The sequence below is a fragment of the Bradyrhizobium cytisi genome (assembly GCF_008123515.1).
Taxonomy (GTDB): Bacteria; Pseudomonadota; Alphaproteobacteria; order Rhizobiales; family Xanthobacteraceae; genus Bradyrhizobium; species Bradyrhizobium cytisi.
This window is the reverse complement of sequence record NZ_VSSR01000018.1, coordinates 61,288-81,966: the sequence shown is the minus strand read 5'-3', so window position 1 is coordinate 81,966 and position 20,679 is coordinate 61,288. Positions and strand designations below refer to the sequence as shown.

Below are 20,679 nucleotides of genomic sequence, written 5' to 3'. Positions count from 1 at the left end.
TCTTCTCGCTCAGGACGTGCCTTGCCCGATCCAAAGGGGACCGCGGATGTCCGAATCAACGGAAACAATGATGGCAGAATCGGGAATGCCAGCTCATCCGTACCATTACTGGACCCGTAATCCTGCGTGTGGTGTGCTCGCCGCCGTGAACAAGAGGGGCAGGCAGCATGAGCGGCAACTGGCGCGATCGGACGGCAACCACCTTTGATTGCCAGAAGATGCCGGCGGTCTCGAGCCGCGGCATGGTGGTGAGCAACCATCCCCTGGCCTCCAGCGCCGGAGCCGAGATGCTGGCCACCGGCGGCAACGCCATCGATGCCGCAATCGCGACCCTGTTCACGCTGACCGTGGTCGAGCCGATGATGGTCGGCATCATCGGCGGCGGCATGGCGCATATCCGCCTCGCCGACGGCAGCCACCGCTTCATCGACGGCCAGAGCACGGTGCCCGCGGCGGTCCGCGACACCACCTACACCTCCAGGCCGGGCTCCGCCCATGACGTGTTCGATACCGTCGGCAACGAGAACCTCAACGGCCCGAAAGCCGTCGCCACGCCGGGCTCGCTGAAAGCCTGGTGCGAGACGCTGCGCCGATTCGGTACCATGTCGCTTGCCGACGTCATGCAGCCCGCGATCAGGCACGCCGCGCGCGGCTATGCGGCAACGCCGTACTTGCACGAATGCATCAGCGAGAGCGCCGCCGAGATGCGCAAGGACAAGCCGATCGCGGCGATCTATTTGCCTGATGGAGAACCCTTGAAGGTCGGCGAGCGCGTGGTGCAGGCCGAATATGCCGAGACGCTTCGTGCTATCGCCGACCATGGCGAGAAGGCGCTCTACGAGGGGCCGCTCGGCGACATCCTCGTTGACTACATGGAAAAGACCGGCGGCTTCATCCGGCGTGGCGATCTCACGGCTTACAAGACCGTCGAGCGGCAGCCGATCCGCGCCGACTATCGTGGCTGGACCATTTTGGGGCCGCCACCGCCCGCGGCCTCCGGCGTGCATATCGCGCAGATGCTGAACATTCTTGAAGGCTACGACATCGGTGGCCTCGGCTTCGGCACATCAGAGACCATCCATTACCTCGCCGAGGTCCTGAAGATCGCCTTCGCCGATCGCGCCGCCGCCAGCGGCGACCCGGATTATGTTGGCGTGCCCGTGGAGAAGCTGACGTCAAAAGCCTATGCCGAGGAGCGCCGCCGCGCCATCGATCCGGCGCGGGCACAGGCTTTTGGTGCCGGCGTGACGCAGCTTGAAAGCGCGCACACCACGCACATGACGGCGGCAGATGCCTTCGGCAACGTGGTCGCAACCACGCAGACCATCAACAATCTCTTTGGCGCCAAGATCATGATCCCGGGTCTAGGGGCCATCGCCAACAATTACATGAACCTGTTCGATCCGCGGCCGGGCCATGCGCTGTCGCTCGCGCCCGGCAAGCGCGTGACGACCTCGATGTCGCCGATGATGGCGCTCCGTGACGGCAAGCTGCGCTATGCGCTGGGCCTCCCCGGCGGAAAGCGCATCTTCCCGAGCGCGATGCAGGCGCTGATCAATCTGATCGACCACGGCATGAGCCTGCAGGAAGCGGTCGAGGCGCCGCGCGTGTGGACCGAGGGCAACGCGCTCGAGGTCGAGCGGAAGGTGCCGGAGAGCGTTCGCGCGAAGCTTGCGGCCCTCGGCCACAAGGTCCAGCCCGTGGCGACGGTTGCCGGCGGCATGAATGCGATTGCGTTCCACGACGACGGGAGCATGACGGGCGCCGCCTGCTGGCGCGCGGACGGCACGCCGGTTGGGATCTCGGGCGGCCTTGCGAAAAGCGGTGTCAGGTTCAGGTTGAGCTAGCGCTCGTGCCCCGGACGCGGCGCAGCGCGAAGCGGTGCGCTGCAGAGCCGGGGCCCAGAAACTTCTCGCACTGAATTTGAGGCGGCGTGGTTCCCGGCTCTGCGGAGCAACGCTGGCGCGTTGCAGCGCGTCCGGGACACGAGAGTCATTTCCGCACGCAGATCACGCGGACGACCGCCGCCTTCGCATCTGTTGACGCGCCGTTCGCGGTAACGCCGCTCGCCTTCAGGAAATCGCGTACCGTATCTGCTGCGACCATCACGGCCTGTGACGCCGGCACTGCATTTGCCGGTCCCGCAACCATCGCCGGCTTCAACAGCGTAACGCCCGAGAACTTGCCGTCGCCGTCGATTGCCGGGCCGCCGGAAAATCCAACCGCCGGCGGCGGCGACAGCGCAGCATCGCCGCCACCGACAGATGCCAGCGCAGCCTTGATGCTCGATACACCGGCCGCGCCGCGCTGGCTCCGCGGATCGGCGATGCCGACGACATCGACACTTGCCTTCGCTGGGCCGCCGGCGAGGCTGAGCGGCTTCAGGCCGCGTGCGCCATAGATGTGCAGCAGCGCGAGGTCGTGCTCCTTGTCCTCGGCGAGACGATCGGCATTGCCGTAGCCGCCGATGGTGATGGCGAGACAGGAATCCGTGACGAGACGGTCGGCCAGGATCGCGCCGTCGTCGCTGACGACGATGCCGGTGCCATATTCGACGTTCTTGCGCGGCGGCGGTCCGACTAGCGGCCCCGACGGGAACGCATTGAACGCACTCGACATGGCGATCACGACCGGCTCGACCGTGTTCTCGGTCGCCTGGTCGTACAAGATCGTCATGATGCGGACCTCGTCGCCCTTGAAAGTGCCGCGCACGTAAAACTTCTTCAGGCCCTGCAATCCCGACAGCACGAAGAAGTCGGGCTTCACCACGGTGTAGTCGACCTTGCGTCCGGCCGGCTCCTTCTTCTCGGCTTCCGCGAGTTTTGCCGTGGTCGGGTTCGCCTCCTTGCGACGGCTCAGCAGCACCTGCACCGTTCCGGTCGGCGAGGTCCATTTCGAGCCGTTGGCGTCGGTGGCCTGCTGCGGCACCAGCTTTGAGGGAATGCCGAGCCGCGCGCCGCTGGTCATCTCCGTCACGATTTTCCAGCCGACGCTGTCCTGCTTGCGCCGCGCGGTCTCGGCGAGCGCGGCGCGCTCCTGCGGATTGAGCACGCCGGTTGGCTTGCCGCCCTTGTTCTTCTGGTACTCCTTGATGGCGTCGACCATGCGCGAGCTGACGTCGCCGGTGATGGCGCCGTTATATTCGCCGACCCAGGCGAGGTCGGACTGAAGCGACAGCCGCTCGGCCTGCGCCATCCCATCCGCGGTTTCCGACGGCGTTTGCAGGGCAGGCGGCTTGATCGGAACGGTCTGGACCACCTTCGGCTTGGTGCCCGGGACCTGTGGCGTCGTCGTCTGGGCGCTGGCGCCTGTGGCAGACGCCAACATCAGTGTTGCCGCAAGCATCGATCTCATGACAAATCCAGCCAGCCCATTGAACGCGCCGCCATTGAAGCACATCTCGTTGGTCGCGAACAATGTTGGGGCGGTTCAGGAGTAAGAGAAGGTGCTCAGCCCGGATGAACTCGAACGCTATGCCCGCCATATCGTGCTGCGCGATGTCGGCGGCCCGGGCCAGGCTGCGCTGAAGCGAGCCTCCGCGCTGGTGATCGGCGCCGGCGGGCTCGGCGCGCCGGCCCTGATGTATCTGGCGGCGGCCGGCATTGGCACGCTCGGCGTGGTCGATGACGACGTCGTGTCGCTGTCCAACCTTCAGCGCCAGGTCATCCATACGACGCCTGACATCGGCCGGCACAAGGTCGAGAGCGCGGCCGAGCGGATCGCGGCGCTCAATCCGCATGTCCGCTTCGTCGGCCACGCCACCTGGCTCAATGCCGACAATGCGCTGGGCCTGATCGGCGATTACGACCTGGTGCTCGATGGCTCTGACAATTTCTCGACACGCTATCTGGTCTCGGATGCCTGTTTTTTTGCGAAGCGGCCGCTGATCACCGCGGCGCTCGGCACCTTCGACGGCTCGCTCACCACCATCCGCGCATATGAGACAAACGAGCAGGGCGAATTTAACCCGACCTATCGCTGTCTGTTTCCGGAGGCGCCCCCGCCGGGCACCGTGCCGGCCTGCGCGGAGGCCGGCGTCATGGGCGCGCTTGCGGGCGTGATGGGCTCGATGATGGCGCTGGAGGCGATCCGCGAGATCGTCGGTTTTGGCGATGGCCTGGTCGGCCGCCTCCTGATGATCGATGCGCGCGCGATGCGCTTCGAGACGCTGCGCTACGGGCGCGATCCGGCCAATCCGCTTAATGGCGATGGGCCGGTCATGACTGACCTTAGCGCCCATCGCACCTGATCGCGCTGTTACGCCGTGGCCGGCTTCTCGCTGTCGAGATGCGCCATCTGCTCGGCCGCATAGCGCGTGCCGGAAGCGATGTTGGGCGGAAACGCCTTTGCAAGCGCCGCAAGATGAGCCGGCGTCAGCGCCACATTGGTCGCGCCGAGTGCTTCGGTGAGGCGCTTGCGGGTGCGGGCACCGATCAGCGGCACGATCTCCTGGCCTTGCGCCGCCACCCAGGTGATTGCGACCTGCGCTGGTGTTGCGCCGATCTCTGTGGCAATGGCGCGAAGCTGCTCCGCCAGCGCCAGATTGGCATCGAGGTTCGCGCCCTGGAAGCGCGGGCTCATCAGACGGTAGTCGCGGCCGGTCTTGCCGGAGTCCTTCGACCAATGGCCGCTGATCAGGCCGCGCGCCAGCACGCCGTAAGCGGTGATGGCGATGCCGAGCTCACGGCAGGTCTTCAGAATATCGCGCTCGATGCCGCGCTCGATCAGCGAATATTCGATCTGGAGATCGGCGATCGGATGCACCGCATGCGCGCGGCGGATGGTGTCGGAGCCGACCTCGGACAGGCTGATATGCTTGACGTAGCCGGCCTTCACGAGATCAGCGAGACCGCCGATTGTCTCCTCGATGGGAATGCTGGGATCGAGCCGCGCCGGGCGGTAGACGTCGATGTAGTCGGTGCCAAGTCGTTGCAGCGAATAGGCGAGGAAGTTTCTCGTCGCAGCCGGCCGCGAATCGAACCCAACGAATTCGCCGGCGGGACCGCGCAGCGCGCCGAACTTCACACTGAGCTGTACCTTGTCGCGGGGGACGTTCGTCAGCGCCTCGCGGATCAGCATTTCATTGTGGCCCATCGCGTAGAAATCGCCGGTGTCGAGCAGCGTGATGCCCGCGTCGAGTGCTGCATGGACCGTGGCGATGCTCTCGCCGCGATCGGCCGGGCCATAGGCATCCGACATCGCCATGCAGCCGAGGCCGAGGCTCGAGACGTTGGGGCCGGTCGAACCGAGTTTGCGCTGTTCCATGATGACTCTCCTTGAAAAAGGCGGCGCCCGATGGACGCCGCGTGACGAGGCCAGATATGCGCCCGGCCCATTGCCGCGATAAGATGGACAATGCGGAATAGCTTGTTCATCATATCGAACAATGGCTGATCCTGACCTGCGCGATCTCGACGCCTTCGTGGCGATCGCCCGCACCCGCAATTTCCGGCGCGCGGCGGTCGAAATTCGCGTGTCGGTGTCGAGCCTTAGCCAGCGGCTGCGCGACCTGGAGGAGCGCCTCGGGGTCCGGCTGATGAACCGCACCACCCGCAGCGTCGCGCTGACCGAGGCGGGGGAGCTGTTGCTATCGCGGGTGGCCCCGGCCTTGCGCGACGTCGGCGACGCCCTGGATCAGGTGCGGGGCCTGCGCGAGGTCGCCTCAGGCCGCCTGCGCATCAACGCGCCGCCGCCGGCGGTCGATTTGGTGCTGGCGCCGATGGTCGTTCCGTTCCTGCAGGCCCATCCGCAGGTCGATCTCGATATCGTTTCCGAGAGCGGCTTCGTCGATATCGTCAGCGCAGGCTACGACGCCGGCGTGCGTTACGGCGAGCATCTTGCGCAGGACATGGTCGCGATCCCGCTGAGCGGTCCGCAGCACTATGTCGTCGTCGCCTCGCCCGATTATGTCGCGCGCCGCGGCAGGCCCAAGCACCCGAAGGATTTGCTCGACCACGACTGCATCCGCGCGCGCTATTCGAGCGGCGTCATGCATGACTGGGAGTTCGAGAAGGCCGGCCAGATCGTGAAGGTCGATCCGCCTGCAAAACTGATTTCCACCAATATGGGTCTTGCCATGCGCGCCGCGCTCGGCGGCGCTGGCGTCTGGGCAAGCCTCGATGGCTATGTCGGCGACGCCCTGAAATCCGGTGCGCTGGTCAGCTTGATGGAAGACTGGTGCGAGCCGTTCCCGGGCCCGTTTCTGTACTACCCGAGCCGGCGCCAGATGCCGCCCGCGCTGCGCGCCTTCATCGATTTCGTCGCCGATTGGCGCAAGCGCGAGACGCGCGGCAAATAGGCCTCAGAGCATGCTCGGCAACACGCGATCCGGCGGCTTGTGCGCGTCGAGGAAGGTGCGGATATTGATGATCACCTTCTCGCCCATCTCGACGCGGCCTTCGATCGTGGCCGAGCCCATATGCGGCATCAGCGTCACCTTGCCGGCTTTCGCAAGCCGCACCAGCTTTGGGTTGACTGCCGGCTCGTGCTCATAGACGTCGAGGCCGGCGCCGCCGATCTCGCCGGCTTCGATCAGCTTGATCAGCGTGTCTTCGTCGGTGACTCCACCGCGCGCGGTGTTGACGATATAGGCGTCCTTGCGGATCAGCTTCAGCCGGCGCGCCGAGAGCAGGTGATAGGTCGCTGGCGTGTGCGGACAGTTCACCGAGATGATGTCCATCCGCGCCAGCATCTGGTCGAGGCTTTCCCAATAGGTCGCGCCAAGTTCTTCGGCGATCTTCGGCGCGACGGGGCGGCGGTTGTGATAATGGATCTGCAAGCCGAACGCGCGGGCGCGGCGTGCGACCGCCTGGCCGATGCGGCCCATGCCGATGATGCCGAGGCGTTTTCCCCCGATGCGGTGGCCGAGCATCCAGGTCGGCGACCAGCCCGCCCAGGGTTTTCCCTCCGTCAGCACGGAAGCGCCCTCGATCATCCGGCGCGGCACCGCCAGGATCAGCGCCATCGTCATGTCGGCGGTATCTTCGGTCAGAACCTTTGGCGTGTTGGTGACGGTGATGCCGCGGGCATGCGCAGCCTCGACGTCGATATTGTCGACGCCGTTGCCGAAATTGGCGATCAGGCGGAGCTTGCAGTCGGGCTGATTGACGATGTCGGCGCTGATGTGGTCGGTGACCGTGGGAACCAGGATGTCGGCAGTGCGCGCGGCTTCGGCGATCTGCTCGGTCGACATCGGTGTGTCGTCGAGATTGATGCGTGCGTCGAACAGTTCGCGCATCCGGGTCTCGATCGAGTCCGGCAGCTTGCGCGTCACCACGACGAGGGGCTTTTTCTTCACCGACATGTGCTGCCCTCATGAGGCGTTGCAGGCCGCCTCTGTCGCCAAAGGCCGGCTGTTGAGGCCTCATTAACCCGGTTGTTCGACACTGCCTTAGCCGTGTCGTCCCCGGCGTTTCCTTCAAGCTTTCCCCCAACTTTCCGGCCGGAAAATCGGGGCAAACCGGTTGTTCAGATGTCCGTCCTCTCTAGCAGAAGGCCGGGCCAAGACAAGAACCACGGGTTTGGCTTTGGGAACACCCGCGTGGGGCGGGAGAGGGGTTTGCACGGCAGGTTTTGGAATTTGGGGTGAGGACCTGGTCTGGCCAGGTCTTCGACAGGAGACGGGTTAATGGCGTTGGGGCGTTTTTGTTCGGTGCTGGCGCTCGTTTGCACCTGGTTGAGCGCCTCGGTCAGCCCCGGGCACTCGGCCAAGGACAACACCCCCCAGACGGCCAGCGGCCTTCCGGTGCCGCGCTATGTCAGCCTCAAATCGGATCACGTCAACGTTCGCGCCGGGCCAACCAAGGACAATGACGTGGCCTGGGTCTACACCCGGTCCGGCCTGCCGGTTGAAATCACAGCCGAGTTCGAGAACTGGCGCCGGGTGCGCGATTCCGAGGGCGCCGAGGGCTGGGTCTATCATTCGCTGCTGTCGGGCCGCCGCACCGCGGTGGTGACCATGAAGCACAGGGACGATCTCGCGCCGATCTATGACCGCGCCGATGCCGACAGTGCCGTGGCCGCGAAACTCCAGGCCGGCGTCGTCACGCAGGTAAAGAAGTGCACGACCAACTGGTGCCACGTCGTCGGCGACGGCTTTGACGGCTGGATCCAGCAGGAACGGCTCTGGGGCGTCTACGCCGACGAGCAGGTCAACTGACGGCCTGAAACGACAATGGCCGGGACAAAGCCGGGCCATGACGAACTCGCCATGACGAACTCAATGCGATTTCGGGACGATTTCAGCGCTTCTTGCGCAGGCGCACGACCATGTCGATGCGCGCGATCTCGTAGCCTTCCGGCACCTCCGGCATCTTGGACAGGGCCAGATGCGGATCCTCGATGTCGACCAGCTCGTGGCTATTCTCGAGGTAATAGTGATGGTGCGTGGTGACGTTGGTGTCGAAATAGGTCTTGGTGCCGTCGACACTGACCTGACGCAGCAGGCCGGCATCGGTCAGCTGGTTCAGCGTGTTGTAGACGGTCGCGAGCGAGACCGGGACCTTGGCCAGCGTCGCTTCCTCGTAGAGCATTTCAGCCGTGAGGTGGCGTGCACCCTTGCCGAACAGCAGCCAGCCGAGCGCCATGCGCTGGCGCGTCGGGCGCAGGCCGGCAGACTGGAGCATTTCATTGACGTCGTGCCAAGGGCAGCCGGTCAGGGCCGGCTGACGGCCGGACAGAAGAGCCGCCGCATGGGCGTCTTCGTCGTGGTGGGTGGCGTTGTTTTCGTTCATTTCCAGAATTCGGGCACGCGTGAACACTATCTATCTGCAATATATGGACAGATAGATGCAGATGCAAGTTTCTCGCAACTAGAGCGGTTCTAATCAGCAGAGGAACCTGGCCGGATCCTGGTCATTTTACCTTCATGGGCCCGCTTTGCTACCCGAAAAGGCCTGTGTTAGAGAGCGCGCGGTTCCGCTTAACCGATTTTGGCGCAGCCAGGCATTGAGGCCCGGCCCGAAGTCCATCCGGCTCTCGGTATTTGCGCCTGGCGACGGCAATTGGCGTTGCTTTCCGAACGAGAACGGGGCCCATTTTTTGCCAGAAACGCCGCTCAATCGGGGTTCAAACAGAGGCTTCCGCATGCTGAACAGGCGCAACGGCTACGAATACGAAGATTTGCTGGCATGTGCCCGCGGCGAGATGTTCGGCCCGGGCAATGCCCAGCTGCCGCTGCCGCCAATGCTCATGTTCGACCGCATCACGGACATTTCGGAGACCGGCGGCGAGTTCGGCAAGGGAATCGTGCGTGCCGAGCTGGACGTGAAAGCGGACCTCTGGTTCTTCGGCTGCCACTTCAAGAACGATCCGGTGATGCCCGGCTGCCTCGGCCTCGACGCGCTGTGGCAAATGGTCGGCTTCTATCTGGGCTGGAGCGGCGGCGAAGGTCGCGGCCGCGCGCTTGGTCTGAACGAGCTCAAGTTCAGCGGCCAGGTGCTGCCCGAGGCCCGCAAGGTTGTGTACAACATCGATATCAAGCGCGTGATGCGTTCAAAGCTGGTGCTCGGCATCGCCGACGGATGGCTTTCGGTCGATGACCAGATTATTTATCGCGCGAAGGAGCTGAAGGTCGGCTTGTTCAAGCAAGGCGTGAGCCTGGGCTGAGCGCATCACCAAGAAAGACAACGATTTAGGCGAGGCTGTCATGAGGCGGGTTGTGGTCACCGGGATGGGAATCGTCTCGTCGATCGGAAACAACACCCAGGAAGTGCTTGCGAGCCTTCACGAGGCGAAGTCGGGCATTTCGCGGGCCGAGAAATATGCCGAGCTCGGCTTCCGCTCGCAGGTGCAAGGTGCGCCGACGCTCGATCCTTCGACAGTGGTTGACCGCCGCGCCATGCGTTTCCTCGGTCAGGGTGCGGCGTGGAATCATGTCGCGATGGAGCAGGCGATCCAGGACTCCGGTCTGTCGCCTGACGAAGTCTCCAACGTCCGCACCGGCATCATCATGGGCTCCGGCGGCCCCTCGGCGCGCACTATCGTCGAAGCCGCCGATATCACCCGCACCAAGGGACCGAAGCGCGTCGGTCCCTTTGCAGTGCCGAAGGCGATGTCGTCCACGGCGTCGGCGACGCTCGCGACCTGGTTCAAGATCAAGGGCGTGAACTATTCGATCTCCTCGGCCTGCGCGACGTCGAACCACTGCGTCGGCAACGCCTATGAGACGATCCAGATCGGCAAGCAGGACGTCATCTTCGCCGGCGGCTGCGAGGAACTGGACTGGTCGCTCTCGGTGCTGTTCGACGCCATGGGCGCGATGTCGTCGAAGTACAACGACACCCCCGCCACCGCCTCTCGTCCCTATGATGTCAACCGCGACGGTTTTGTCATCGCCGGCGGCGCCGGAGTCCTCGTCCTGGAAGAGCTTGAGCACGCCAAGGCGCGCGGCGCGCGCATCTACGGCGAGATCGTCGGCTATGGCGCGACCTCGGACGGCTACGACATGGTCGCGCCGTCAGGTGAAGGCGCCGAGCGCTGCATGCGCATGGCGATGTCGACGGTGAAGACCAAGGTCGACTACATCAATCCGCACGCCACCTCGACGCCAGCCGGCGATCCGCCGGAAATCGACGCGCTCCGCCGCGTGTTCGGCGCCGGCGAGAAGTGCCCGCCGATCTCGGCGACCAAGGCGTTGACCGGCCACTCGCTGGGCGCGACCGGTGTGCAGGAGGCGATCTATTCGATGCTGATGATGAACAACGGTTTCATCTGCGAAAGCGCGCACATCCAGGAGCTCGATCCCGTGTTCGCCGACATGCCGATCGTGCGCAAGCGCATCGACAACGTCAAAATCGGCACCGTGCTGTCGAACTCCTTCGGCTTCGGCGGCACCAACGCCACCCTGGTGTTCAGCCGGCTGGACGTGTGACGTCACTGCGGACGACCGATAGCTATTTCGTCATGGCCGGGCTTGTCCCGGCCATCCACGTCTTTGCTACCGACTTCGGAAGAACGTGGATGCCCGGGACAAGCCCGGGCATGACGGAGAGCGGAGGGTAATCGCGAGATGGAAGGTTTGATGCAAGGCAAGCGCGGTCTGATCATGGGCATCGCCAATGATCATTCGATCGCCTGGGGCATGGCGAGGACGCTGCATGCCCATGGCGCCGAGCTCGCCTTCACCTTCCAGGGCGAGGCTCTCGGCAAGCGCGTCAAGCCGCTGGCGGAATCGCTTGGGGTTGATCTGGTGCTGCCGTGCGATGTCGAGGACATTGCCAGCGTCGACGCCACGTTCGACGTCTTGCGCGAAAAGTGGGGCAAGCTCGATTTCGTGATCCACGCGATCGGCTTTGCCGACAAGAACGAGCTGAAGGGCCGCTACGCCGACACCAGCCGCGAGAATTTTTCGCGCACCATGGTGATCTCCTGCTTCTCGTTCACGGAGGTCGCAAAACGCGCCGCCGAGCTGATGACCGAGGGTGGCAGCATGATCACGCTGACCTTCGGCGCCTCAGAGCGCGCGATGCCGAATTACAACGTGATGGGCGTGGCCAAGGCGGCGCTGGAAGCCTCGGTGCGCTATCTCGCGTCCGATTTCGGACCGCGCGGCATCCGCGTCAACGCGATCTCGGCCGGCCCCATCCGTACGCTCGCGGGCTCCGGCATCGGCGAGGCGCGCGCAATGTTTGCGTTCATGCAGAAGCATTCGCCGCTCCGCCGCGGCGTCACGCTCGATGAGCTCGGCGGCTCGGCGCTGTATCTGCTGTCGGATCTCTCCGGCGGCGTGACCGGCGAAATCCACTATGTCGATTCCGGCTACAACACCGTCCTGATGCCAAGGCCGGATGATCTGAAGGCGGAAGGCTAACCCGCCGCGATTTTCTCCGCGCGCTGGAATGCCGGCCGCGCCATGCAGCGCGCGATATAGGCATCGAACGCGGTGCGCGACGGCACCATCTTGAACAGGCGCACTGCGAAGTTCAGGCCCGAGCCGATCGTGATGTCGGCCGCGGAAAATTCCTCGCCGAGAATCCAAGGCCCGTTTTCGAGCGCCGCTTCCAGCACGTCGAAGACCTGCGTCGCGCTGCCCCAGGCCGCAGTCGAGCTCGGCACCTCGATCTTGGTGAAGATCTGGATGATCGCCGGTTCGATGCAGCTCGGCGAGAAGAACAGCCATTGCAGGTAGCGCGCACGACGTGGATCGGTCACATCAGGCGCGAGCTTCGTCTCCGGATAACGGTCGGCGATGTAAGCGCAGATTGCAGCGGCCTCGCCGAGCGCGGCATCGCCGTCGGCGAGCGCCGGCACCTTGCCCATCGGATTGACCTTCAGATAATCCGGCGCCTTCTGCGCGCCGGTCGAAATGTCGGTCAGCACGCGCTCATACCGAAGCCCGCTCTCTTCCATCAGCCAAAGCGCCGAGAACGAACGCGAGCGGGGCGACCAATAGAGTTTGATCATGGGAGCGGACTCTTGTTCTTCCACCTATAGTACTTCATCACAAACCCGTTCGACGGCTCGACCTCTTCCTTCTCGAACACAAAACCTTCGCGCTCGTACCAGCGCCAGGCCTTTTCGTTCTCGCGGACGCAGCGCAGGAACATTTCATCCGGCATGTGCGTGCGCGTGAAGGCGAGCAACTTCCGCCCGAGCGATTGTCCCTGATAAGCGGGCCCGACGAACAGCATATCGAGATAGAGTTTTGGCAGATGCAGCGCGAGCATCGCAGCGATGGTGCCGTTGTCGTCGGCGACGAACAGGCTCCAGCCGTTCTCCATCTCGCGCCGGATGCGCGCACGCAGGTTTGCCAGCAGGAACTCGCTGGCTTCGGCAAGCCCGGTCGAGACCCAGCTCTCCATCCAGACACGGCCGATCTCGTCATATTCGTCGGCGCGGGCGGGGCGGATGATCGGATCCGGCATCTCAGGCTCGCTGGTTGCGCGCGGCCTGCCGCGGGCGCGCCTTGCCGGCCGACAGGCACACCACCTCGGAGATCTGCAGCAGCTGCCGCGCCAGCGGGCTGGTCTTGCGCCAGACCATGCCGATGGTGCGCGAAGGCTCGGGGTCGCGGAAGCGCGACAGTGAGACCGAGGCCGATCGCGTCTCCACCGACACCGCCATCTCCGGAATCAGGGTGACGCCGATGCCGGCGCTGACCATCTGGACCAATGTCGACAGCGAATTGGCGTCCAGCATCTCGCGCGGCGGCGCCGACTGCATGTTGCAGAACGACAGCGCCTGATCGCGGAAACAATGGCCCTCTTCGAGCAGCAACAGCCGCATCTCCCGCATCATCTCGCGCGACGGCACCGGCGTGCCCGCATCCGTGCCCGGTCGCACCAGCAGGAATTTCTCCTCGAACAGGGCGACCTCGGTGAGCGAGGGTTCGGAGACCGGCAGCGCGACGATGCCGGTGTCGAGCCGGCCTTCGACCAGTTCCTGGATCAGCCGCGGCGTCATCGTCTCGCGCACGCGGATGTCGAGCTCGGGATGCAGGCGGGTGAGATTCTTCGTAATCTTGGGCAGCAGATAGGGGGCAATCGTCGGGATCATGCCGATGCGCAGGCGGCCCGCAAAACGGTCCTGCGAGGCGCGGGCGAAATCGCCGAGCTCATCGACCGAGCGCAGGATGTCGCGGACGCGCTGGGCGAGCTCCTCGCCGAACCGGGTCAGCGCGACCTGGCGCGCGCTGCGCTCCAGCAGCAGCCCGCCGAGCGCTTGCTCCAGTTCCTTGATCTGCATCGACAGTGCCGGCTGCGAGATGGAGCAGGCCTCGGCGGCGCGGCCGAAATGACCATGCCGTGCCAGCGCGTCGAAATACCGCAGCTGTCGCATCGTCACGTTGATCATCAGAAAATCCTATCGCAGCGATCATTAAAGTCAACTTCCCCTGATCGAACGCGGCGCTTAGAGTGGTTCTACCTGGTCAAAGGCGCCGTCGGACGCCACCAGAGGAGGTAATCATGGACGACACTTCGAAGTGCCCGTTTTCGGGCGGAAAACGCGCGCCATCCAACCGCGACTGGTGGCCAACTCAGCTCAGCATCGAGATGCTGCACAAGAATTCCGGCCTCTCCGATCCCATGGGCAAGGAATTCGACTACGCCAAGGAATTCAAGACGCTCGACCTGAACGCGGTCATCAAGGACCTGACCGCTCTGATGACGGACTCGCAGGAATGGTGGCCGGCCGACTTCGGCCACTACGGCGGTCTCATGATCCGCATGGCCTGGCACAGCGCCGGCACCTATCGCATCACCGACGGCCGCGGCGGCGCCGGTGCCGGTCAGCAGCGTTTCGCCCCGCTCAACAGCTGGCCTGACAACGCCAACCTCGACAAGGCGCGCCGACTGCTCTGGCCGATCAAGCAGAAATACGGCCGCAAGATTTCCTGGGCCGATTTGATGGTGCTCGCGGGCAACGTCGCGCTGGAGTCGATGGGCTTCAAGACGTTCGGCTTTGCCGGTGGTCGCGCCGACGTGTGGGAGCCGGAGGAGCTCTATTGGGGTCCCGAAGGCACGTGGCTGGGCGATGAGCGCTACAGCGGCGAACGCCAGCTCGCCGAGCCGCTCGGCGCGGTGCAGATGGGTCTCATCTACGTCAATCCGGAAGGCCCGAACGGCAAGCCGGATCCGGTCGCCGCGGCCAAGGACATCCGTGAGACCTTCTTCCGCATGGCGATGAACGACGAGGAAACCGTCGCGCTGATCGCGGGCGGCCACTCTTTCGGCAAGACCCATGGCGCCGGCGATCCGTCGCTGGTCGGACCGGAGCCGGAAGCCGGCGCGCTGGAAGATCAGGGCCTCGGCTGGAAGAGCAAGCACGCGTCGGGTCTCGCGGGTGATTCCATCACCAGCGGTCTCGAGGTGACCTGGACCAAGACGCCGACGAAGTGGAGCAACAACTTCTTCGAGAACCTGTTCAAGTTCGAATGGGAGCTGACGAAGAGCCCGGGTGGTGCGAACCAGTGGACGGCCAAGGGTGCCGACGCGATCATTCCGGACGCGTACGACAAGTCGAAGAAGCATCGGCCGACCATGCTGACCACCGACCTCTCGCTGCGCATGGATCCGGCCTACGAGAAGATCTCGCGCCGCTTCCTCGAAAATCCCGATCAGTTCGCCGACGCGTTCGCCCGCGCCTGGTTCAAGCTCACCCACCGCGACATGGGTCCGATCCAGCGCTACCTCGGCCCGCTGGTGCCGAAGGAGACGCTGATCTGGCAGGATCCGATCCCGAAGGTCGACCACGAGCTGGTCAGCGATCAGGATATCGCCTCGCTGAAAACCAGGATCCTGGCCTCGGGCCTCTCGGTGCCGGAGCTGGTCTCGACCGCCTGGGCGTCGGCTTCGACGTTCCGCGGCTCCGACAAGCGCGGCGGCGCCAACGGCGCGCGCATTCGCCTCGCGCCGCAGAAGGACTGGGAGGTGAACCAGCCGGCCCAGCTCTCCAAGGTGCTCGGCAAGCTCGAAGCGATCCAGAAAGACTTCAACGCGTCATCAGGCGCCAAGAAGGTCTCGATCGCCGACCTGATCGTGCTTGGTGGCACCGCCGCGGTCGAGAAGGCCGCCAAGGATGCTGGCGTCGACGTCAAGGTCGCGTTCACGCCGGGCCGCATGGATGCTTCGCAGGAGCAGACCGATGCCGCTTCGTTTGCTCCGCTGGAGCCGCGAGCCGATGGTTTCCGCAACTACGTCGGCAAGCGGCAACAGTTCCTGCAGCAGGAAGAAGCCCTGGTCGATCGCGCGCAGCTTCTGAAGCTGACCGGACCCGAGATGACGGCGCTCGTCGGCGGCCTGCGCGTGCTCGGTGCCAATGCGGGCGGTTCGAAGAACGGCGTCTTGACCTCGAAGGTGGGCACGCTGACCAACGACTTCTTCGTCAACCTGCTCGACATGGGCACGCAGTGGACGCCGGCTGCTGACGGTACCTACGAAGCCCGCGACCGCAAGACCAATGCGGTGAAGTGGACCGGCACGCGTGTCGATCTCATCTTCGGCGCGCACTCGCAGCTTCGCGCCTACGCCGAGGTCTATGCCACGTCCGACTCCAAGGAGCAGTTCGTGAAGGACTTCGCCAAGGCCTGGACCAAGGTGATGAACCTCGACCGGTTCGACATCGCGGCCTGAGTTGCTGCACCTCTCCCACAAGCGGGAGAAGGAGCGCAGCTCTCCCGGAGCGAACACAAACAAAAAGGGCGGCCGTGAGGCCGCCCTTCGTGTTTCTGGCAGGCAGCGAGACTTACTCGCCGGCCGCTTCGCGCGGGGCCTTCTCGCCGTCGCCGCCCTTGCCTTCGAGGTCTTCGCCGGTGGTCTGGTCGACGACCTTCATCGACAGGCGGGTCTTGCCGCGGTCATCGAAGCCGAGCAGCTTGACCTTGACCTTGTCGCCTTCCTTGACGACGTCGGAGGTCTTCTGCACGCGCGCCGAGGCGAGCTGGCTGATGTGAACGAGGCCGTCCTTGGAGCCGAAGAAGTTCACGAAGGCGCCGAACTCCATCACCTTGACGACGGTGCCGTCATAGATCTGGCCGACTTCCGGATCGGACGCGATCGACTTGATCCACTTGATCGCGGCTTTCATCGCCTCGCCGTCGGAGGAGGCGACCTTTACGGTGCCATCGTCCTCGATGTTGACCTTGGCGCCGGTCTTCTCGACGATCTCGCGGATCACCTTGCCGCCGGTGCCGATCACTTCGCGGATCTTGTCGGTGGCGATCTTGAAGGTCTCGATGCGCGGCGCGTATTCGCCGAGCTCGGCGCGGGCGTTGGTGAGCGCCTTGGCCATCTCGCCGAGGATGTGGATACGCCCATCCTTGGCCTGGCCGAGCGCGACCTTCATGATCTCCTCGGTGATGCCCTCGATCTTGATGTCCATCTGGAGCGAGGTGATGCCCACTTCCGTGCCGGCGACCTTGAAGTCCATGTCGCCGAGATGGTCCTCGTCACCGAGAATGTCCGAGAGAACCGCGAAGCGCTTGTCTTCGAGGATCAGGCCCATCGCGATGCCCGCGGTCGGCCGCTTCAACGGCACGCCAGCGTCCATCAGCGCGAGCGAGGCGCCGCACACCGAAGCCATCGACGAGGAGCCGTTGGACTCGGTGATCTCGGAGACCACGCGGATCGTGTACGGGAACTCGTGATGCGGCGGCAGCACCGGGTGGATCGCGCGCCAGGCAAGCTTGCCGTGGCCGATCTCGCGGCGCTTGGTGCCGCCGAGGCGGCCGGTCTCACCCACCGAGTAGGGAGGGAAGTTGTAGTGCAGCAGGAACGTCTCCTTGTACGTTCCCGACAGCGCGTCGATATACTGCTCGTCCTCGCCGGTGCCGAGCGTGGTCACGACCAGGCCCTGGGTCTCGCCGCGGGTGAACAGGGCCGAGCCATGGGCGCGGGGCAGCACGCCGACCTCGGCAATGATGTTGCGAACGGTCTTTGAGTCACGGCCGTCGATGCGCTTGCCGGTGTCGAGGATGTTCCAGCGAACGATCTTCGCCTCGAGCTCCTTGAACACGGCGCCGATGCGCAGCTTGTCGTATTTCGGCTCCTGCCCTTCGGGGAAGTAGTGGGCGATCACCTTTTCCTTGACCTTGCCGACCGCGGCGTAGCGATCCTGCTTGACCGGAATGGCGTAGGCGGCGCGCAGCTCCTGCTCGACGAGGCCGAGCATTTCCTTCTCGAGCGCGGCATTGTCGATGACGGTGACTTCGCGCGGCTCCTTGGCGGCCTTCTCGGCGAGCTCGATGATCGCGTTGATGACCGGCTGGAAGTGGCGGTGACCGAACATCACGGCGCCGAGCATGATGTCTTCGTTCAGCTCCTTGGCTTCCGATTCCACCATCAGCACGGCGTCGGCGGTGCCGGCGACGACGAGGTCGAGCTGGGTGTCGACCATCTCGTCGAGCGTCGGGTTGAGGATGAACTCGTCATTGGCGAAGCCGACGCGGGCAGCGCCGATCGGGCCCTTGAAGGGGGCGCCGGACAGGGTCAGCGCGGCCGAGGACGCCACCAGCGCGACGATGTCGGGATCGTTCTCCATATCGTGCGACAGCACGGTGACGATCACCTGGGTCTCGTTGCGCCAGCCGTCGACGAACAGCGGACGGATCGGACGGTCGATCAGGCGGGAGACCAGCGTCTCCTTCTCGGTCGGACGGCCCTCGCGCTTGAAATAGCCGCCGGGAATGCGGCCCGCTGCGTAGGTCTTTTCCTGGTAGTCGACGGTCAGCGGCAGGAAGTCGACGCCTTCACGCGGCGACTTCGCGGCGACGACGGTGGCGAGCACCACGGTCTCGCCATAGGTGGCGACGACGGCGCCGTCGGCCTGGCGTGCGATCTTGCCGGTTTCGAGCTTGAGAGGGCGTCCGCCCCAGTCGATCTCGACGGAATGCTTATTGAACATAGAGGTCTTCTTTCATGGGTTCTCGAAAGAAGGGACGGCTCGAAAAACAAAAACCATGTCAAGATTGCAGGACGCTGATCGGAGCGGGCGATCAGCGTCCTGCGATCCTGCCATGGTTTTCGGATGTCGGATGGCGTCCATCCTTTCGGGTCATACGGGCACCTTGCCCGTTGCGCCCAGCCGCCGGATTGCTGCTGGACTGTCAGTCGGCACGCTCGCGAACACCGGACCGCGGTCTTCGTTCATCATGCCCCGATGCGAAGCAGCATTGGCCCGCACCGGACGTACGCGTGAGCCTCGATCAAAAACCTTGAAATAAGCGCTTTCGCTCGAAATCACGCGCAAAAACGCGCGCCGGTGGCGCGCGCAAGAACTCTTAACGACGAATGTTGTGCTTCTCGAGCAGCGCCTTGTAACGCGCCTCGTCCCGCTTCTTGAGATAGTCGAGGAGCGAACGGCGAGTCGAGACCAGCTTCAAGAGACCGCGACGCGAATGGTTGTCCTTCACGTGGGTCTTGAAATGGTTGGTCAGGTTGGTGATGCGTTCCGACAGGATCGCGACCTGAACCTCTGGCGAGCCGGTGTCGCCGGCCTTGTTGGCATTCGTCTTGATGACTTCCGCTTTGCGTTCTGCGGCAATCGACATCGTCAATTTCTCTCGTTGCGACCGGTTGAGGCAGTCAAGCCGGTCAGGTTGAACACACGCTTGGGGATGATTTCGCCATTGCCAACTTCAGCAAGCGCCAAAAGACGGCCTGCTACCGTGACATAGACTGTGCCGCTACTAGTGGGCGCATCCCGTCCGCGCAACAAAACGGCCTGGCCCCGATGGAGCCTTGCCGCATCAGCCCGAGTGACGGCCAGTGCCGGGATGTCGTCCAGCGCGGTCTCAACGGGCATCAGCGCGTCGGCGAGGCTTCCCTCGCCGGACGCGGCTCTATCGCATAAAGCCTCAAGCTGATCCAGCGGAATCATGTCGTTTTCGCCAAACGGGCCGACCAGGGTCCGCCGCAGCGCGCAGATATGGCCGAAAGTGCCGAGAATCCGTCCCATGTCGCGAGCGAGCGCGCGGACATAGGTTCCCTTGCCACACTCGGCCTCGAACACGGCCCGATCGCTATCTGGCTGATCCACAAGGGCTAAATGGTGAATCTCGACCGGGCGGGGCGCCAGCTCCACGACCTCGCCGTCGCGTGCCAGATCGTAGGCCCGCTCGCCCTGGACCTTGATCGCCGAATAGCGCGGCGGGACCTGCTCGATCACACCGGTGAAGCGGGGCAGCAGGGCTTCGATGGCCTCGCGGGTCGGGCGCTGGTCCGAGGTCGCGGTGACCTTGCCTTCGATATCGTCCGTGTCGCGCTCCTCACCCCAGCACACGGTGAAGCGGTAGCGCTTGCGACCGTCCATGACGAAGGGAACCGTCTTGGTGGCTTCGCCGAGCGCGATCGGCAGGCCGCCGGAGGCGAGCGGGTCGAGCGTGCCGGCGTGGCCTGCGCGCTTGGCGTTGAACAGACGCTTGAGCACGGCAACGGCCTGCGTTGAGGTCATCCCGATCGGCTTGTCGAGCACGACCCAGCCGTGCACGTCGCGCCGGTCGCGGCGGGGCTGGTTGCCCTTCTGCTTGCCCGCGCGCGGATCGTTGTTGACGCGACGCGCTTCCTGATGCGGCTGAGCATCGGCAACTGCAAAATTATTTTTCTGCAGGTCGCGCGTGTCGACCTCTTCGCTGCCGATCGTGCCGTGAGCCGGGTCCATCATCATTGTTTTTCTTCCCGATCCGAGTCCGGATCCTGTTCCAGGTCCTTCTGCACCGCAGGTGTTCGCAAAAGCTTCTCGATCCGTTCCGCTTCGTCGAATCGCTCGTCGACGCGGAAGCGAAGGTCAGGTGCAAATTTCAGGTTAACGCGCCGCGCGACTTCGCCGCGCAGGAATTTCTTGTTGCGATCGAGCGCAGCGATGACGAGCTCGGTGTCGCGGCCACCAAGCGGCATCACGTAGATTGTCGCGAGCTTCAGGTCGGGCGACATCCGCACCTCCGGCACGGTGATGATGTGACCTTCGAGGTCCGCATCATGCACACCGCCTTGCGCCAGAATCTCGGCTATCGCGTGGCGAACCTGCTCGCCGACGCGCAGCTGACGCTGCGAGCCGCCGGGCGCGGAACTTTTCTTCTGATGATGGCGCGGCATCGTCGAAAATCACCTCGTCCTGCCCGCGTTTGGGACACGAGCATTGTCATTTGTCCTGTTGGAACGAATGAGGCGTGGATGGCCGGAAAAAATCCGGCCATCTCACTCCCGCAATTTCAGCTCAAAAAGATCCAGCCGCTTCGGTAAGATT

Annotated in this window: 20 protein-coding genes; 9 read left to right on the top strand and 11 right to left on the bottom strand. The window is 64.3% G+C overall.

Annotation, left to right across the window (positions count from 1 at the left end; translation table 11 throughout):
- The first annotated feature begins 167 nt into the window (after nt 1–167).
- Complete coding sequence (gene ggt / locus FXB38_RS11395; protein WP_148750947.1) at nt 168–1,847, top strand: gamma-glutamyltransferase; 1,680 nt, start codon at nt 168–170, stop codon at nt 1,845–1,847.
- 145 nt (nt 1,848–1,992) lie between these two features.
- Here the strand turns inward: ggt and FXB38_RS11390 are convergent, their stop codons facing one another.
- Complete coding sequence (locus FXB38_RS11390; RefSeq protein WP_187434804.1) at nt 1,993–3,354, bottom strand: serine protease; 1,362 nt, start codon at nt 3,352–3,354, stop codon at nt 1,993–1,995.
- A 91-nt stretch (nt 3,355–3,445) separates the two neighbouring features.
- Between FXB38_RS11390 and FXB38_RS11385 the strand changes: the two genes are divergently transcribed.
- On the top strand, nt 3,446–4,249 hold the full coding sequence (locus FXB38_RS11385) for a HesA/MoeB/ThiF family protein (RefSeq protein ID WP_148750946.1): 804 nt from the start codon (nt 3,446–3,448) through the stop codon (nt 4,247–4,249).
- Nucleotides 4,250–4,257: 8 nt separating this feature from the next.
- Here the strand turns inward: FXB38_RS11385 and FXB38_RS11380 are convergent, their stop codons facing one another.
- The gene (locus tag FXB38_RS11380; protein WP_148750945.1) at nt 4,258–5,265 is read right to left on the bottom strand and encodes an aldo/keto reductase; all 1,008 of its coding nucleotides are present in this window, start codon (nt 5,263–5,265) and stop codon (nt 4,258–4,260) included.
- Between the two features lie 121 nt (nt 5,266–5,386).
- On the opposite strand from FXB38_RS11380, the gene FXB38_RS11375 reads away from it, so the two are divergent.
- Entirely contained in the window at nt 5,387–6,298 is a 912-nt protein-coding gene (locus tag FXB38_RS11375) for a LysR family transcriptional regulator (RefSeq protein ID WP_148750944.1), read from the top strand.
- Between the two features lie 3 nt (nt 6,299–6,301).
- Here FXB38_RS11375 and FXB38_RS11370 read toward each other — a convergent pair whose 3' ends face one another.
- Nucleotides 6,302–7,303 (bottom strand): 2-hydroxyacid dehydrogenase, encoded by a 1,002-nt coding sequence (locus FXB38_RS11370; protein ID WP_148750943.1) that lies wholly within the window; start codon nt 7,301–7,303, stop codon nt 6,302–6,304.
- Nucleotides 7,304–7,627: 324 nt separating this feature from the next.
- Here FXB38_RS11370 and FXB38_RS11365 point away from each other — a divergent pair, with 324 nt between their 5' ends.
- Complete coding sequence (locus tag FXB38_RS11365) at nt 7,628–8,158, top strand: SH3 domain-containing protein (protein ID WP_148750942.1); 531 nt, start codon at nt 7,628–7,630, stop codon at nt 8,156–8,158.
- An 82-nt stretch (nt 8,159–8,240) separates the two neighbouring features.
- Here FXB38_RS11365 and irrA read toward each other — a convergent pair whose 3' ends face one another.
- Nucleotides 8,241–8,732, bottom strand: a complete 492-nt coding sequence (gene irrA, locus FXB38_RS11360; RefSeq protein ID WP_045004900.1) for an iron response transcriptional regulator IrrA — start codon at nt 8,730–8,732, stop codon at nt 8,241–8,243.
- 352 nt (nt 8,733–9,084) lie between these two features.
- Here irrA and fabA point away from each other — a divergent pair, with 352 nt between their 5' ends.
- From fabA to fabI, 3 genes are all read left to right on the top strand, one after another.
- A complete protein-coding gene (gene fabA / locus FXB38_RS11355) occupies nt 9,085–9,606 on the top strand; it encodes a bifunctional 3-hydroxydecanoyl-ACP dehydratase/trans-2-decenoyl-ACP isomerase (protein ID WP_148750964.1) in 522 nt (173 codons plus the stop codon).
- Nucleotides 9,607–9,646: 40 nt separating this feature from the next.
- Complete coding sequence (fabB, locus tag FXB38_RS11350) at nt 9,647–10,870, top strand: beta-ketoacyl-ACP synthase I (RefSeq protein ID WP_148750941.1); 1,224 nt, start codon at nt 9,647–9,649, stop codon at nt 10,868–10,870.
- 138 nt (nt 10,871–11,008) lie between these two features.
- Nucleotides 11,009–11,809: an enoyl-ACP reductase FabI gene (fabI, locus tag FXB38_RS11345; RefSeq protein WP_148750940.1), complete on the top strand. Its 801-nt coding sequence runs from the start codon at nt 11,009–11,011 to the stop codon at nt 11,807–11,809.
- Here the strand turns inward: fabI and FXB38_RS11340 are convergent.
- From FXB38_RS11340 to FXB38_RS11330, 3 genes are read right to left on the bottom strand one after another with little or no spacing between them, the layout of a single operon-like run.
- Nucleotides 11,806–12,402: a glutathione S-transferase family protein gene (locus FXB38_RS11340; protein WP_148750939.1), complete on the bottom strand. Its 597-nt coding sequence runs from the start codon at nt 12,400–12,402 to the stop codon at nt 11,806–11,808. The two genes, fabI and FXB38_RS11340, sit on opposite strands and share 4 nt — an antisense overlap.
- Nucleotides 12,399–12,863, bottom strand: a complete 465-nt coding sequence (locus tag FXB38_RS11335) for a GNAT family N-acetyltransferase (RefSeq protein ID WP_148750938.1) — start codon at nt 12,861–12,863, stop codon at nt 12,399–12,401. Before FXB38_RS11335 ends, FXB38_RS11340 begins: the two co-directional genes overlap by 4 nt.
- Nucleotide 12,864: 1 nt before the next feature.
- Entirely contained in the window at nt 12,865–13,791 is a 927-nt protein-coding gene (locus FXB38_RS11330; RefSeq protein WP_148750937.1) for a hydrogen peroxide-inducible genes activator, read from the bottom strand.
- A gap of 113 nt (nt 13,792–13,904) precedes the next feature.
- On the opposite strand from FXB38_RS11330, the gene katG reads away from it, so the two are divergent.
- A complete protein-coding gene (gene katG, locus FXB38_RS11325) occupies nt 13,905–16,070 on the top strand; it encodes a catalase/peroxidase HPI (RefSeq protein ID WP_148750936.1) in 2,166 nt (721 codons plus the stop codon).
- Between the two features lie 112 nt (nt 16,071–16,182).
- Here katG and pnp read toward each other — a convergent pair whose 3' ends face one another.
- From pnp to rbfA, 4 genes are all read right to left on the bottom strand, one after another.
- Nucleotides 16,183–18,339, bottom strand: a complete 2,157-nt coding sequence (gene pnp / locus FXB38_RS11320) for a polyribonucleotide nucleotidyltransferase (protein ID WP_148750935.1) — start codon at nt 18,337–18,339, stop codon at nt 16,183–16,185.
- A 376-nt stretch (nt 18,340–18,715) separates the two neighbouring features.
- On the bottom strand, nt 18,716–18,985 hold the full coding sequence (gene rpsO, locus FXB38_RS11315; RefSeq protein WP_148750934.1) for a 30S ribosomal protein S15: 270 nt from the start codon (nt 18,983–18,985) through the stop codon (nt 18,716–18,718).
- 2 nt (nt 18,986–18,987) lie between these two features.
- Nucleotides 18,988–20,100 (bottom strand): tRNA pseudouridine(55) synthase TruB, encoded by a 1,113-nt coding sequence (gene truB, locus FXB38_RS11310; RefSeq protein WP_148750933.1) that lies wholly within the window; start codon nt 20,098–20,100, stop codon nt 18,988–18,990.
- Nucleotides 20,097–20,474 carry a 30S ribosome-binding factor RbfA gene (gene rbfA, locus FXB38_RS11305; protein WP_246229826.1) on the bottom strand — a complete coding sequence of 126 codons (378 nt, stop codon included), beginning with the start codon at nt 20,472–20,474 and terminating at the stop codon, nt 20,097–20,099. Before rbfA ends, truB begins: the two co-directional genes overlap by 4 nt.
- Here rbfA and FXB38_RS43775 point away from each other — a divergent pair.
- Nucleotides 20,391–20,675 carry a hypothetical protein gene (locus tag FXB38_RS43775; protein WP_246229828.1) on the top strand — a complete coding sequence of 95 codons (285 nt, stop codon included), beginning with the start codon at nt 20,391–20,393 and terminating at the stop codon, nt 20,673–20,675. The two genes, rbfA and FXB38_RS43775, sit on opposite strands and share 84 nt — an antisense overlap.
- The last annotated feature ends 4 nt before the right edge of the window (nt 20,676–20,679 follow it).

Coding starts and splice junctions, on each gene's coding strand:
- fabB (WP_148750941.1), top strand. CDS start 9,647: ATGAGGCGGGTTGTGGTCACCGGGATGGGAATCGTCTCGTCGATCGGA.
- irrA (WP_045004900.1), bottom strand. CDS start 8,732: ATGAACGAAAACAACGCCACCCACCACGACGAAGACGCCCATGCGGCG.
- truB (WP_148750933.1), bottom strand. CDS start 20,100: ATGATGATGGACCCGGCTCACGGCACGATCGGCAGCGAAGAGGTCGAC.
- FXB38_RS11380 (WP_148750945.1), bottom strand. CDS start 5,265: ATGGAACAGCGCAAACTCGGTTCGACCGGCCCCAACGTCTCGAGCCTC.
- FXB38_RS11370 (WP_148750943.1), bottom strand. CDS start 7,303: ATGTCGGTGAAGAAAAAGCCCCTCGTCGTGGTGACGCGCAAGCTGCCG.
- rpsO (WP_148750934.1), bottom strand. CDS start 18,985: ATGTCGATTGCCGCAGAACGCAAAGCGGAAGTCATCAAGACGAATGCC.
- pnp (WP_148750935.1), bottom strand. CDS start 18,339: ATGTTCAATAAGCATTCCGTCGAGATCGACTGGGGCGGACGCCCTCTC.
- FXB38_RS11365 (WP_148750942.1), top strand. CDS start 7,628: ATGGCGTTGGGGCGTTTTTGTTCGGTGCTGGCGCTCGTTTGCACCTGG.
- FXB38_RS11375 (WP_148750944.1), top strand. CDS start 5,387: ATGGCTGATCCTGACCTGCGCGATCTCGACGCCTTCGTGGCGATCGCC.
- fabA (WP_148750964.1), top strand. CDS start 9,085: ATGCTGAACAGGCGCAACGGCTACGAATACGAAGATTTGCTGGCATGT.
- FXB38_RS11390 (WP_187434804.1), bottom strand. CDS start 3,354: ATGAGATCGATGCTTGCGGCAACACTGATGTTGGCGTCTGCCACAGGC.
- fabI (WP_148750940.1), top strand. CDS start 11,009: ATGGAAGGTTTGATGCAAGGCAAGCGCGGTCTGATCATGGGCATCGCC.
- FXB38_RS11340 (WP_148750939.1), bottom strand. CDS start 12,402: ATGATCAAACTCTATTGGTCGCCCCGCTCGCGTTCGTTCTCGGCGCTT.
- FXB38_RS11330 (WP_148750937.1), bottom strand. CDS start 13,791: ATGATCAACGTGACGATGCGACAGCTGCGGTATTTCGACGCGCTGGCA.
- katG (WP_148750936.1), top strand. CDS start 13,905: ATGGACGACACTTCGAAGTGCCCGTTTTCGGGCGGAAAACGCGCGCCA.
- FXB38_RS11335 (WP_148750938.1), bottom strand. CDS start 12,863: ATGCCGGATCCGATCATCCGCCCCGCCCGCGCCGACGAATATGACGAG.
- ggt (WP_148750947.1), top strand. CDS start 168: ATGAGCGGCAACTGGCGCGATCGGACGGCAACCACCTTTGATTGCCAG.